At 34.6% G+C, this 15269-nt stretch carries 12 protein-coding genes; 1 reads left to right on the top strand and 11 read right to left on the bottom strand.

Features of this window, described 5'->3' with window-relative positions; genetic code table 11:
• Positions 1-277: 277 nt before the first annotated feature.
• On the bottom strand, positions 278-2218 hold the full coding sequence (locus O3801_RS05145; protein WP_371454298.1) for an N-acetylmuramoyl-L-alanine amidase: 1941 nt from the start codon (positions 2216-2218) through the stop codon (positions 278-280).
• Positions 2219-2431: 213 nt separating this feature from the next.
• Between O3801_RS05145 and galE the strand changes: the two genes are divergently transcribed.
• The gene (gene galE, locus O3801_RS05140) at positions 2432-3454 is read left to right on the top strand and encodes a UDP-glucose 4-epimerase GalE (protein ID WP_371454297.1); all 1023 of its coding nucleotides are present in this window, start codon (positions 2432-2434) and stop codon (positions 3452-3454) included.
• 127 nt (positions 3455-3581) lie between these two features.
• On the opposite strand, the gene O3801_RS05135 is transcribed toward galE, so the two are convergent.
• The 10 genes from O3801_RS05135 to O3801_RS05090 all read right to left on the bottom strand — a co-directional run bounded on the left by O3801_RS05135 (position 3582) and on the right by O3801_RS05090 (position 15212).
• Positions 3582-4268: a C39 family peptidase gene (locus O3801_RS05135; RefSeq protein WP_294683681.1), complete on the bottom strand. Its 687-nt coding sequence runs from the start codon at positions 4266-4268 to the stop codon at positions 3582-3584.
• Positions 4269-4487: 219 nt separating this feature from the next.
• Positions 4488-6278 (bottom strand): hypothetical protein, encoded by a 1791-nt coding sequence (locus O3801_RS05130; RefSeq protein WP_371454295.1) that lies wholly within the window; start codon positions 6276-6278, stop codon positions 4488-4490.
• 138 nt (positions 6279-6416) lie between these two features.
• The gene (locus O3801_RS05125; protein WP_294683683.1) at positions 6417-7418 is read right to left on the bottom strand and encodes a glycosyltransferase family 2 protein; all 1002 of its coding nucleotides are present in this window, start codon (positions 7416-7418) and stop codon (positions 6417-6419) included.
• A 59-nt stretch (positions 7419-7477) separates the two neighbouring features.
• Entirely contained in the window at positions 7478-9448 is a 1971-nt protein-coding gene (locus tag O3801_RS05120; RefSeq protein ID WP_371454294.1) for a glucosaminidase domain-containing protein, read from the bottom strand.
• 155 nt (positions 9449-9603) lie between these two features.
• Positions 9604-10299, bottom strand: coding sequence for a sugar phosphate nucleotidyltransferase (locus O3801_RS05115; RefSeq protein ID WP_294683685.1), 696 nt, complete (start codon positions 10297-10299; stop codon positions 9604-9606).
• Between the two features lie 10 nt (positions 10300-10309).
• Entirely contained in the window at positions 10310-11188 is an 879-nt protein-coding gene (locus O3801_RS05110) for a DMT family transporter (protein WP_371454293.1), read from the bottom strand.
• Positions 11178-12047, bottom strand: coding sequence for a choline kinase family protein (locus tag O3801_RS05105; protein WP_371454292.1), 870 nt, complete (start codon positions 12045-12047; stop codon positions 11178-11180). The genes O3801_RS05110 and O3801_RS05105 overlap by 11 nt, the downstream gene beginning before the upstream one ends.
• Positions 12048-12223: 176 nt before the next feature.
• Positions 12224-13258 carry an acyltransferase family protein gene (locus tag O3801_RS05100; protein WP_371454291.1) on the bottom strand — a complete coding sequence of 345 codons (1035 nt, stop codon included), beginning with the start codon at positions 13256-13258 and terminating at the stop codon, positions 12224-12226.
• A gap of 222 nt (positions 13259-13480) precedes the next feature.
• Complete coding sequence (locus O3801_RS05095) at positions 13481-14503, bottom strand: ribitol-5-phosphate dehydrogenase (protein ID WP_371454290.1); 1023 nt, start codon at positions 14501-14503, stop codon at positions 13481-13483.
• A gap of 1 nt (position 14504) precedes the next feature.
• On the bottom strand, positions 14505-15212 hold the full coding sequence (locus tag O3801_RS05090; RefSeq protein ID WP_371454289.1) for an IspD/TarI family cytidylyltransferase: 708 nt from the start codon (positions 15210-15212) through the stop codon (positions 14505-14507).
• Between the last annotated feature and the right edge of the window lie 57 nt (positions 15213-15269).

Raw genomic sequence — 15269 nt, 5'->3', positions numbered from 1 at the left:
GTTCCAGTCTTAACCCAGCCTTGAGCCGCTAGAGCATCACTACTAGCTACTGTGTTCACTGCGATTGGTGTAGCTAATACTGTTAATACTCCTAATCCTAATTTTAATCTATTTTTTGTCATAATATATTCACCTCAAAAAATTCCACTCTAAATTTAAATTTCAATATTCATTTTACAATAATTAATACTTAATTTCAAGAAATTATAGGTTATATTTCTTGTTATTCTAAAATAAAGAAGTCGCCAATTTATCGACAACTTCTTTACTAAATTTTTTATTTATAATATTCTACAATTCCGTCAACAATACCATTTGCTAAACGTTCTTGATATTCATTTGTTTTAATTTTATTACGTTCTTCTGGATTATCTATAAATCCTAATTCAACTAGAATTGATGGAATAGAAGTCTCACGAAGAACTGTGAATGAAGCACGTTTAACCCCTCTATCATTCGCTCCAGTTTGATACAGTAGATTTTGTTGTACTTTATTAGCTAGTTTTCTACTTCTTTCTAATCTCTCAGCATTGTTGTGATTTTCTTTGTTTATCTTAGGTACCCTATCCGCTTGAGATTGGTAATAGTACGTTTCGATACCACGTGCAACACCGCGTCCACCAGCATTAAAGTGGATACTTAATAACATATCTGCATTTGCGTTGTTAGCTTGTTCCGCACGTTCTACTAAGTCTACATCTTTATCAACATTTCTACTTGTCAATACTGTATATCCTAAAGATGCAAGCTTACTACTTACTTTATTATACACGCTAAGAGTTAAGTCTTTTTCTCTTACTCCACCACTTACTGCACCTGGATCACTTCCACCGTGTCCTGGATCTAAGAAGATAGAACGTTTTGTATTTTTATCTTTAGATGCATCTTTCACCCACGCTCCATTTGATCCTACATAGTAGCGGCCATTATCTACCCATGCATTTGTCGCCATCTTACCATCTGAGCCTAACCAGTAGTTTCCTGCCCATTTATTACGAGCTAGCGTACCATCTTCATTATAATAGTACCAAACGTTGTTTTCATTTTTCCAACCTTGTTTTTTCTCTGCTGGTTTTTCTGCTTCAGGCTTCTTAGCATCTTTTACCCATGCTCCATTAGCACCCACATAGTAACGGCCATTATCTACCCATGAGCTTGTTGCCATTTTACCGTCAGCTCCAACCCAGTATGTACTGCTGATCCATTTGTTACGAGCTAAAGTTCCATTTTCATAGTAATACCAAGTATTTCCTTCTTTCACCCAACCTTGTTTCTTCTCAACTGGTTTTGGCGCTTCTGGTTTTTTAGCATTTTTATCCCAAACTCCATTTTCACCTACGTAGTAACGGCCATTATCTACCCATGAACTTGTCGCCATCTTACCATCTGCTCCTAGCCAATAGCTTCCTACCCAGGCATTTTTAGTGACTTGTCCTTGGTAGTAGAAGTACCATGCATTACCTTCTTTTACCCAACCTTGTTTTTTCTCAACTGGTTTTGGTGCTTCTGGTTTCTTAGCATCTTTTACCCATGCTCCGTTTGAACCTACGTAGTAACGGCCATTGTCTACCCATGAGCTTGTCGCCATTTTACCATCTGCTCCAACCCAATACGTACTGCTGATCCATTTGTTACGAGCTAGTGCTCCATTTTCGAAGTAATACCAAGTATTTCCTTCTTTTACCCAACCTTGTTTTTTCTCAACTGGTTTTGGTGCTTCTTGTTTTTTAGCGTTTTTATCCCAAACACCATTTGCTCCTACGTAGTAACGTCCGCCATCTACCCATGAGCTTGTTGCCATTTTCCCATCGGCTCCTAGCCAGTAGCTTCCTACCCAGGCGTTTCTTACGATTTGACCTTGGTGGTAGAAGTACCATGCTCCACCACTTTGAACCCAACCTTGTTTTTGCGCTACAGTTGGTTTTGGCGCTGCCGGTTTTTGAGCACCTTTAACCCATGCTCCGTTTGCGTCTACGTAATAACGTCCATTATCTACCCATGCGTTAGTTACCATTTTCCCATCGGCACCTAACCAGTAATTTCCTGCCCAAGCATTTCTTGCTAATGTTCCATTTTGATTGTAGAAATACCATGCATTTCCAGTCTTAACCCATCCTTGAGCTGCTAGAGCATCACTGCTAGCCACCGTGTTCACTGCGATTGGTGTAGCTAATACTGTTAATACTCCTAATCCTAATTTCATTTTATTCACTTTCATAATAATTCCTCTTAATTTCTTCTAAAATAATTCTGTTTACATAAATACATATCTTATTATTTTATTATAAAATCAACAATTTTTCAAAGAAATACCACAGTTGTAATATAATCTTAATATTAGCCACATATTTATTGACACTTACATATACTTCCGATAAAATGAATATATAAAATTATAGGAAGGACTCGTATTTTACGAGAAAATTACACTATGACTGAAAAAATACTAGTAACTGGTGGAGCTGGATTTATCGGGTCTCACACTTGTATTGAATTATTAAACAATGGAAATGAAGTAGTTGTCGTGGACAACTTATATAATGCAAACAAAAAAAGTTTAGAAGTAATAGAAAGAGTTACAGGAAAAAAAGTAACATTCTATGAAGCTGATATTCGTGATGAAGCAAAATTAGACGAAATCTTTGAAAAAGAAGGAAACATCTTTGGTGTTATTCACTTCGCTGGATTAAAAGCTGTTGGTGAATCTTGCCAATTACCTTTAAAGTACTACGATAACAACGTAGCAGGAACTACAACACTATGCCGTGTTATGGAAAAACACAACTGTAAGAACATTATCTTCAGTTCTTCAGCTACAGTATACGGAGATCCTCACGCATTACCAATTAAAGAAGATTTCCCATTATCTGTAACTAACCCATACGGACGTACTAAACTAATCTTAGAAGAAATTTTAGGAGATGTTTATGCAGCTGATAATGAATGGAATGTTGTATTACTTCGTTATTTCAACCCAATTGGAGCACACGAATGTGGAGATATCGGAGAAGATCCAACAGGAATTCCAAACAACCTACTTCCATACGTAATGCAAGTAGCAGTTGGTAAATTAGAAAAAGTTAATGTCTTCGGTGATGACTTCGATACACATGATGGTACTGGAGTTCGTGACTACATCCACGTAGTAGACTTAGCTCGCGGGCACGTGGCTGCCCTTAAAAAATTAGAAAAAGGTAGCGGACTAACTAAATACAATCTAGGAACAGGAGTAGGATACTCTGTATTAGATATTATTAAGAGTGCTTCTGCTGCTGTTGGTCGCGACTTACCTTACGTTATCGCACCACGTCGTGCAGGAGATATCGCTGCATGTTACGCAGATGCTTCAAAAGCTAAAGAAGAACTTGGTTGGGAAGCACAGTACGATGTAAAACGTATGTGTGAAGACTCATGGAGATGGCAAAGTAAACATCCAAACGGATTCGCTGACTAAAGCCTATTAATAAATATTATAAAAACACTCGGAGTTGGATTTTTTTCCAACTCCAATTTTATTATACATAAATAGTCAAAATCACAAGAAAAAAAGCAAGGCTGTGAATTTCTTCACAATCTTGCTTTTATTTATATACTACCATAAATGGACCACCCGCAGAATTATCCTCAAGTTCCATACTACGTTGATCCCAAATATCATCAACGTTGTACCATTTATTCGTTCTTTCTGGATTATCTGGATCTATCGCATGAGTCTTCCCATTTTGATAACCACTTAGAACTATCGCGTGCGTGCTATAACCTTTTACAAAAATCCCATGACCTACAGCACCATAGACAATATTTCCGTTTTGCAATGCTGCTTTTAGATCATCTTTAGAATTAACAACACGGTAGTTACATCCCCAGTGTTCAATAGCCGCAACAGCTCCAAGGCTAGAAGTTCCCGTGAACAGAGTATTCATCTCCATAGATGTATCATAAATATAGTCCGCGACTTGAACAGGCGTAACATTCTCCTTTAGTCCCGAAATAATCATCGATAGCGATGTAGGCACACAACCTGTAGTCTTCATATTAGAGATTCCATATCTCTTAGAACTCCATCTCGCATCCGCTTGATAATATTGTGGAAGTTTTACAGGTTTTACGAAATCTTTAGATTTTTCATCATAAAGATGACTTATACTGTCTTCATTAGAGAAATATTCCCACTTACCTTGCTGATCTTTTATCCAATCAGCCTTAACATCTCCTGCACCAGTCAGCAATAAACTACCTACAAGAACAAAACTAATACCTTTTTTCATAAACCTGTCACCTCCATTTTTTCTAATAATTTTACTTTAAATTATACTATTTTTAATCAATAAAAACAAATGAGAGGAACTCAAAATCATAATTTCATAGAAATTAATTTTATCGATTTACCTCTCATAAATTTAATATATTCGAAAATCTATCTAAGATATTTTCAATAGCATCTAGTCACCATTCATAATCAATGTTCAGAGCACATTTACTATATCTTAATACGCTGGTCTTGCATAACCTTTAATGTAGCTAGAATTCCAGTTATAAGTTTTTCTGTTTACTTTTGTATTCGCAGTGCTTCCTGCATATAATGCAGAGTTACCTTCGATAGTAGTGATTACACCATTATTTACTGATTCAACGATACCGATGTGGTCTGCCCAACCTCCACCGTCCCAGTCAAATGTAACGATGTCCCCTACTTTAGGTTGAGTTTTCCCTTTCCAGATACCTTTTTTCTCCATAATTCCGATATGACGTTGAACACCACATTCTCTACCGATAAGGTCACTTAGCCCTGCTTGTTGGAATACTGTTGTAACGAAAATATCACACCAGTCGTCATCATACGTCGCAGTATATCCTACTGGTTTTGGATCTACAGAGTTATAAGCATCAACGATTTTCTTGTGTTCTCTTGTTCCCGTTTCAACACCCATATATTTACGAGCAATATCAAGAACTCTATTTAGGTTAGTATTGTTAGCTGGATTTTGAACCCAAGCTCCATTGCTTCCTACGAAGTAACGATTGTTATCTACCCATTTATTTGTGGCCATTTTTCCGTCAGCTTCTAGCCAATAGTTTCCTGCCCAAGCATTTTTAACCATTTGACCTTCTGCATTGAAGTAGTACCAAGTGCTTCCACTCTTAACCCAACCAGTGTGTTTTCCTGTTGGAACTGGATCTTCTTTTTTCTTATCTTTATCCCAAGCCCCATTGCTTCCTACATAGTAGCGGCCGTTGTCTACCCATGCATTTGTAATCAGCTTACCATCCGCACCTAACCAGTAGTTCCCTGCCCATTTATTACGAGCTAGTGTTCCGTCTTCATTGTAATAAAACCAAATGTTGTTTTCTTTTTTCCAACCACGTTTTTTCTCTTCTGGCTTTTTATCTTCTTTCTTCTTATCTTTTTCCCATACTCCGTTAGCACCTACGTAATAACGATCGTTGTCTACCCATGCGTTTGTCGCCATTTTACCGTCAGATCCTAGCCAGTAACTTCCAAGCCAAGCGTTTTTAACCATTTGACCTTGATGGTAATAGTACCATGAGTTACCGTCTTTTACCCAACCTTGTTTTTTCTCTTCTTGTTTCTTAGCATTTTTATCCCAAGAACCATCTGCACCTACGTAATAACGACCATTATCTACCCATGAGTTTGTCTCCATCTTACCATCAGAACCTAACCAGTAGTTTCCTTGCCAAGCATTTCTAACCATGATTCCTTGGTTATAGTAATACCAAGTGTTACCCTCTTTTACCCAACCATTTTTCTTCTCAGCTGGTTTTGGCGCTTCTTGTTTCTTAGCGTTTTTATCCCAAACTCCATTAGCACCTACATAGTAACGTCCTCCGTCTACCCACGCATTTGTTGCCATTCTACCATCAGATCCTAGCCAGTAACTTCCTACCCATGCATTTCTAACGATATTTCCTTGGTAATAATAGTTCCATGCAGAACCATTTTGAACCCAACCTTGCTTCTTAACTTCAGCAGGTTTTTGAGCACCTTTCACCCAAAGACCATTGTTTCCTACGTAGTAGCGTCCTCCATCTACCCACGCATCTGTCGCCATTCTTCCGTCTGCACCTAGCCAGTAATTCCCTTGCCAGGCATTTCTTACTGCATTACCTTGATTATTATAGTAGTACCATGAAGAACCACTTTGCACCCAACCTTGAGCTGCGTGTGCTTCAGTACCAGCTACTGTGTTCACTGCGATCGGTGTAGCTAATACCGTCAGTACCCCTAATCCTAATTTCCATTTATTTTTTCTCATAATAAATTCCTGCTCCTTATTTCTATTTTCATACATTTACGCATTTTCTATTATATCATTAAGATATCTCTTTTGATATTACAAGTTAGTTACAAATATAGACAGGCTAAGATTAGCCTGTCTTCATGATTTCATATTTTATTCTTTATTGTATTCTTTTTTCCAACTAAATCCTTTAACTAGTCCCACTAAAGTTCCCAAACCATAGCTGAAATGCACTAGGAATAGCAAGATTGGAATTAACAACATAGTTGCGTTGAATTTATTATTAATAATAGTCATCATTGTAACTAGAATTGTAAATAAGCCATAAGTTACCGCAAGAAGCACGGCAAATAACTTCGTCAATGGCAACATCAATAAACTAAAGATTATTCCTAAAACAAATACATAAGGAACAAAGTGGAAGATAGAGAAAGCCTTAGGATAAACATGACTCACCTTACCAATCCAATATCCGTTCGAATATTTTTGTTTTAACATTCTATTTACCGTCGGTCTAGTATATTGATATGACAATATATCGTTGCTATAACGAATCTTATAACCATTTTTTCTAATTCGATAATGTAGTTCATTATCCTCTACACGCCCTACTTTTTCATCTAATAATCCAATCTTATCAAATACTTCCTTTTTATACATCCCTTGGAAAACTGAACTTACATATTGTTTAGAAGTCTGTTTACGATAATTCGCTATTCCACTACCAAACATATTCTCTTCTACTAATAATAGTGTTTTACTTAGATTATCTTCATTCTCGATAATATTTGGACGTGGTCCTCCGCAAACATCTTCTCCACTCTCAATAACTTTAACATTATTCTCGATAAAGTTCTCGGTAATATGCGAGTGACAATCTACTTTAAGGATACATTCTCCTCTTGCAGCTTTTATACCTACATTCATACCCGCTGACAATATTACCTTAGGATTTTTCAACAATACTACATCGTAAAAATCATGATCACTAGCTTTAAAATCTTCTAATATTTCCCAGCTTTTATCTTTTGACATTCCATCTATAAATATCAATTCAATCTTGTTGTGATCATATGTCTGATTCTTAAAATCTTCTATTAATCTTGGTAAAAACTTTTCCTCATTCAAAAGTCCGATTACAACCGAAACTAACATAGTTATCTCCTTTATCAAAAAGGAAGCTAGATTAAAATACTAACCTAGCCTATCCTTTCTTATCTATCTTTTCTTCCTAATTTTTCATTAGCGCTGAACATTATACTCGCGATAGATTCACCCCAATATGGTGCAGTCGCGTAGTTAACATTCATACCACCTGCTTTGTTTCCTAAGTATGCTCCATTAGCTGGGTATCCAGAATTATGTAAATATCTTGAATTAATCCAACGAGCAGCACCCATAATACCACTATCTACATTATCGAATTTAGTCGCAGAAGTATATGGAGTATCATCGTATGCAGTTATTCCGAAGAAGTTATTTTTATCTTTTGCGATTTTACTTCTTCCCCATGCACTTTCTAAAGCACTGTGTGCCACTAGGTATAAAGCATTAACTCCGTATCTTTGTTCCGCAGCTTTAAATGTAGCTCCTTTACCAGCTAATTTGCTATCACTAGCTCCCATTATGCTATATAGTCTATTAATATCAGCCGCAGTATAGTTCGTTCTAGATTTTAAATTAGAGAATTGGAATGGATGATCCAATTTAAATGTTCCGAAGTTAATACCGTCTGCTGAATAATATGATTTACCAACTTGCATATTTGCATTGTGATAAGCAACCATTACTTTAGTGTACGGAGAGTATCTGTGATAAACATATCTTCCGTCACTTACGTAATCCGGAATGAATGTATCATTAGAGTTGATTGCAGTTACTTGACTAGCATTAACATAACCTGTAAGTCCCGCTACTTGAACAGGGATTCTGCCATTCGCAGTTGATCTATTATCTCTAAATAGTACTGTATCTTTAGAAACATGAGATAAGATACGGCCATTCGCATCATATACAGGGATATATAATGATTTTACTTTGTAATAACTTGAATAGTTTATACCATGTCCTGCATTTTTAACCCATGCTCCAGAATCATCTACATAATAACGACCATTATCTACCCATACATTAGTAGCCATTCTTCCGTCAGCTCCTAACCAGTAGTTTCCTGCCCATTTATTACGAGCTAATGTTCCATTTTCATAGTAGTACCAAGTGTTACCTTCTTTTACCCAGCCGTTCTTTTTAACTGCTGCTTTTACTTCTTGCTTCTTAGCATTTTTATCCCATAGTCCATTAGCTCCTACGTAGTAACGACCGTTATCTACCCATGAGCTTGTTGCCATCTTACCATCAGATCCTAACCAGTAGCTTCCTACCCATGCATTTCTAGTAATTTGACCTTGGTAATAGAAGTACCATGCGTTTCCTTCTTTTACCCAACCTTGTTTTTTCTCCACAGGTTTAGCTGCTTCCGGTTTCTTAGCATCTTTCACCCATGCTCCATTAGCACCAACGTAGTAACGGCCGCCATCTACCCATGCGCTTGTCGCCATTTTACCATCAGCTCCAACCCAGTAAGTACTGCTGATCCATTTATTACGAGCTAATGTTCCATTTTCGAAGTAATACCAAGTACTTTCTTCTTTTACCCAGCCGTTCTTTTTAACTTCTGGTTTTGCTACTTCTTGTTTTTTAACAGTTTTGTCCCAAACTCCATTTGCTCCTACATAGTAACGTCCACCGTCTACCCATGAACTTGTCGCCATTCTTCCATCGGCTCCTAACCAGTAGCTTCCTATCCAAGCATTTCTAACAATATTTCCTTGGTAATAGTAGTTCCATGCTGAACCGTTTTGAACCCAACCTTGTTTCTTAACTTCTGGTTTTGCTGCAGCGGGTTTTTGAGCACCTTTTACCCAAAGACCATTACTTCCAACATAGTAACGTCCGCCATCTACCCACGCATTAGTAGCCATTCTTCCGTCAGCTCCTAACCAGTAATTTCCTGCCCAGGCGTTTCTTGCTAATGTTCCATTTTGATTATAGAAGTACCAAGTGTTTCCAGTTTTAACCCAGCCTTGTGCTGCTAAAGCATCACTACTAGATACTGCATTCACAGTTATTGGTGTAGCTAATACTGTTAATACTCCTAATCCTAATTTCAGTTTATTTCTTCCCATTTTTTATAGTCCTCTTTACTCATTGTTATGCATTGATAATTATACCATAGTTAAGCCATTTTTAGGGTTACAATTAGATTATTTTTTATTACATCTATATTACAAATAAGCAAGAAATATTATTACTTAATTAGAATAATAAAAAAGAATGGAGATTAATTCTCGCATTCTTCTTTCAGTATTTCTTCTAATTTATTATAATCCTTAACACTATCAATTTCATAGATACTATTAGGTTCTAATTCTTCTACATAGACATCTAGTTTCTCAATATTATCTTTAACCATATTATCCCAGTACAAGTTCATGAATTCATTGCTTTCATAAGCCTTGTCGATAAAACTTACGATTTTCTCTGCAGTTTCCTTATCCCAAAAAGATACACCACTTAAGATTCTTCCTGCTTTACTGTCTACGATAATATCTTGAACCTTGTAATCATCACCATAGATTAAGAACCACTCATTCTCACAATCTTCACGATAGACGCTAAAATATGTCGAACGATCGATATCCGCTCTAAACATATTTTTGAATAAATAGTTATCAGCATCGATTACATAACTGTCCGCTAGTTTTTCCTTAACTAAGTATAATGAGTAGAAGTTGTTATACTCAGCGTATTTATCATTGAATACTAGTTCCACATTATACTTTTCTTTTAAATAATCGAATTGTTCATGTAAATATCCAACAACGACGATTATTTCATCTATTCCCTTTTCTTTTAAAAATTCAATTTGATACTCCACAAGTGGCTTATCTTTAACCTTTATCAAAGCCTTTGGAGTATTATCTGTCATCGGTCTAAGACGCGTTCCTAAACCTGCAGCCAATATAATTGCTTTCATTATCTATTCGTTACTCCTCTCTAACAATAACATAAACACCCAGTATGATAATAATAGATGTAACTACTAATTGTAAATTCACCTCTAACGCGACAAAAATCATAGAGAATAATATTGTCCAAACAACATAGCTGACATTAAGTCCTGTTGCTTTCGCTGGTTCTAATCTGTTAATAGCCATGTAGTATAGTATATAAGATACCATATTACTAACTACGAAGAAGACGATAAGTCCCCCGAATTTCACATCAAGACTCGTCTCAATTCCTAAACCGTTGAATGAGATTATTACTAAATACGCTAAAAATGATGTCACCTGACGAATTAATAAAGTCTCAAGCTCATTAAGATTATTTTTCATCGCATATGAACTTAGAACACTCTCACTACCCCAAGCAACTGCACAGATTAATGCGAACATAAAACCAAGGTAAAATGATTCAACCTGTTCACTCTTATAACTTTGAATGAAAATACCAACAATAATAAGCGCAATCCCTAAAATTGTTTTTGATGAAACTTTATTTTTTAAAAATATCACAGCTAGTATTACCGACACAGCAGGATAAATCGCTGTAATCGAAGATGTCAATCCACTTCCTATATACTTCACCGCATATAGATTACACTGCATTCCAATAGGTCCTGCAAGCAGTGCACCTACAATAACACTAACACTTTTTATATTCGTAAAAATCTTGAAATTAATTCTTTTATACTTAATTAAAATAATTGCCAGTAGGACAAAAATACTAATAAAATCATGGATTACCGCAACCGCAAAAGGCGAAACATTATAAAGTGAAAATATATACGCACTTATCGCAAGCCCTAACCCCCAAAACATACCAGATAAAAGTCCAGCCGATACACCTATTTTATTTTTCATAACTTTCTACATACTCCTTCAAATTCTTAACTGCTCTTAAGTATCTATCCTTTCCATAAGATCCAAAGTCCGCACCTTGTTCTTCTTTATAAATCGTCCACAGACTCCACAGGAAGTCCTGTAAAATTTTATAAATCATAATCTTAGCTACGCTTACTGGAGTATCTTCACTGAAGTACGCTTTGAAGAATTCTCCTTCTTCAGCTTTTCTAAAATTAGATTCTAAAAATAGTGCCGCTAAATCCCACATCGGATCATTCATCCCAGAATATTCCCAGTCAATAAGGTAAACACGACCAGTCTCATCTTCGATGAAATTCTCCGGTACAAGATCGATATGGCAAGATTTTCTATCAACACCAATCTCTTCTAGATGATTTTGTAGAGAAAATACCTTCTCCCTTATCTTCTCATAATAAGGATAATTGATATTCCCTTCAATCAGACTCTCATATTTTTTAATCTCGTCAAAGACTCTAAACTCACCTTCAAGAACCTTCCCAGAGCTATGTACTTTTTTTAGTATATTCGCAACTTCTTCTTTCTTTGCTTTTAGATAATGTGCATCAAAAGTCGTTGCATTTTCAATATATTCATTTACTTTTATTCCAGATTCAATATCAAAGATATAGTTTTTCACATCTAAACCTAAATCAGCAAGATTCGCAAGATTATTCTTCTCCGCAATCCTATTGATTAGCTTATCAGTTCCTTTACCAAAGAACTTAACTATATACTTGTTACTCGTAGTCTCAACTAGATAATTACTATTTGTCATACCACCTAGTTGTTCTACTTTTACTACTTCCTCAGATTCAGTAAGTAGTTTTTCTATTTTACTTTTTATTAGTTGTTTCAATGTAAAGCCTCTTTTCTACATTATAATATTACTTACCATTATAACATAAAATGAGATAACTCATAGTATTTTTACTATAATTTTTCATTGATAATAAAAAAGAGAATGACTCAAAATTATGATTTTTGGAAAATCAATTTTGTTGAGTCACTCCCTAATCCTATTTCTAAAATATATTAAACAGCTTTCATAATATTCTTTTCAATAATTATTATTAATTTTTTTATGTAATATGCAGAAACAATACTAACAAAAAAAACAACAATAGTATAAAGTACATCATTTACATTTGATGACACAAAAAACTTACCAAAATAATACATGACTAAACCATGGATCATATATATTTCAAATGATATATCTCCTAAAAAATCCAGATATTTATTTGAAAAGTTGAGTTTATTTGTCAGCAATAAGAAATAAACTACGAAAACCATTGTGCAAATATTTCCGACTATTCCATAATAAACATATTTATTTGTAATCCCAATATTTTTCATAATAACTTCATAATGGTGAAATACATACATCAGTATACTGAATGAAACGAGAAAACTAAAATAATTTTTTTCAATACATTTTTCTATAAGACTCCTATTTTCCATCCAAAAAACACCTAGTAAAAATGCCATTATACTAACATATTCCCAATCTCCATGATCTTGATACGCCTTCCAAAAAATATAAACTAACGTTAAAACTATTAGCGTATAAAAAGAAGTTTTTGAATTATTCCTCACAAAAGAAATATAGAAAATAACATATAAAACTATTATACTATTAATAAACCAACCATTATAAATTATATTGTTATGATCCTTCCAGAATGATAGGAAAAAGTCCACATTAATAACTTCCCCTAATGTCGCTCTATAGATGACATAAATAACTATAAAAACATAAAACGGTATAAATATTCTAACCAATCTTTTTCTTAAGAAATTTTTCATATAATTCGCGTTGTTACTATACTGGAAATATAATCCATAACCAGATAGGAAGAAAAACAATGCTACAATATATCGTCCCATGTATTCAAAATTCGAAAAATTTTCACCAGTTGTAACTTTTTGAGAAATATGGTGAAAAATTATAAGTAAAGCTAAGAGTCCCTTTAGTGATTTAGTCGATTTATTACTTAAATAATCAACATCTGTTTTCGGTATAAGATAAACAAATAATGAAATTAGTAATAATATAAAAATATCCACTTTGTCCTCCTTTTTAACATCTAAAAATATCCTTTGAATTAAATTTATTTTCTTTTGAAACACACATAAATATTTTTTAATTCTTTATCATTTAGCATTATAACATAAAATATAAAAATTCATAGAAATAATATTACTATTTTTAATATTACAACATATAAAGGTGATTCAGAAAACCATCTTAACAGATTTCCATGAATCACCTAAATAATTTTTATTCTATTATATATCCCACTTAAACACCGTTTTAAAGGCTGTATTTAAGTCTGTTGCAAACACCCTATGAATATCTTTAATATTTCTCACAGGTTGCTCAAGTTCAATAATATTCTTGAATCTTCTTTCAAATTTCTTATTACTAAGCATCTCGATAGCTTTCTCAAAGTCTATTCTACCTGAACGTGATGAACCTATTAGAGTTAGTCCTTTTTCTAAGATATCACGTGTGTTGATATTTACCTTATATTCACTAACTCCCATAAGTACTAAGCTTCCTTGTGGTTTAATGTACTTGATTAAGTCATTTATCGCATAACCACTACCATCTCCTCCACAACATTCGACACCGTGATCGAAAGTTAAGTCTTCAGGAATATCATCTGTGATGTATCTTTCTTTTGCGAAACTGAACAGTTCTAGTTTCTCCCAGTGGCGACCTATTACGATTATCTCACACTCAGGAAGAGTGTAGTTTATTATATTCGCCATTACATAAGCAAGACTTCCATCACCAATTACCGCTATTCTGTCTTTTTTACTATGTGAGTTCTTCAAGAATCTATCCATCGCGTGCATACCTACACTTATGAACTCTGTAATAGCCGCAACAGAATCTTCAACATCGTTATAAGCTACCACTCTATCTTTAGGTAAAGTTACGAATTCTCTCATAAATCCATCAAAACCACTTGATAAGAAGTGTGTCCCTGGCATGTAGTTTTCATAGAATTCTTCATCACTTTGTCTTGGTGGTTGGTTAGGTATCATTACTACTTTTTGTCCTACTTTATAAGTTCCTGTAGGGTCTGCGATTACTATCCCTGCACATTCATGAATAAGTGCCATAGGTAGTTTTCTAGCTAATACCTTAGGATCTCTTTTCCCTTGGTAGTATCTTTGGTCTGCGTGACACAGTGCCATGTAGTTTGGACGGATGATGATTTTATTACCATCGTTTATATTCTCTTCATTGTATTTTACATTAATAAATTTCGGTTTAATTAATTGATATATTTGATTTATCATATTACTCGTCCTCTAGCATACTCTTAGCTATCTTAAGGTCGGTTACTGTAGTTATTTTGATATTTGAGTATTCTCCCTTAGCTAGTGCTACTTTTTTCCCTTTTATAACGAATATCTTACATGCATCTGTAAGTATTTGTTTTTCTTCTTTGTCTAATGAGTTATATAAGTTTAGGAAATCTAAACATTTGAAACTTTGTGGTGTTTGCCCTTGGTAGTAGTGTGCTCTGTTTGGAATATTTGAGATATATTCTCCATTAGTGCTTTCTACAATCGTATCAACAGCTTCTACTACTGTGTCTACTGCATCACTTTCTTTAGCTAGACGTATGTTGTCTTTAATAATTCTAAGTGTAATGAATGGACGAACTGAGTCGTGAGTTACGATAATATCTTCGTCAGTTAAAGGTTTGTATTCATTAATTCTATTAATGATATTTTCAATCGTTGTATTTCTATCGACACCACCAGGTGTAATAATGATTCTATCAGCAAATGCTGAAACATATTGTTCAACTAAGTCTTCAGCATGAGATACCCAATCTTCATGAACGCCGACTACGATTTTTTCAATTTTAGGCTCTAATAAGAACTTCTCAATTGTGTGGATAAGTATTGGTTTTTTACCTAATTCTAGGAATTGTTTTGGCATGTTACTTATTCCCATTCTAGTTCCTGTTCCACCAGCTAATATTCCTGCGTATATCATTTTCTCGCTCCTTTTAAATACTATTTTTTCAATATATTATCTATTTTATTATATCAT

The organism is Gemella sp. 27098_8_149 (genome assembly GCF_041433745.1).
Lineage (GTDB): Bacteria > Bacillota > Bacilli > Staphylococcales > Gemellaceae > Gemella.
The sequence above is the reverse complement of the archived record's forward strand: the minus strand, read 5'-3'. Positions and strand labels throughout refer to the sequence as shown.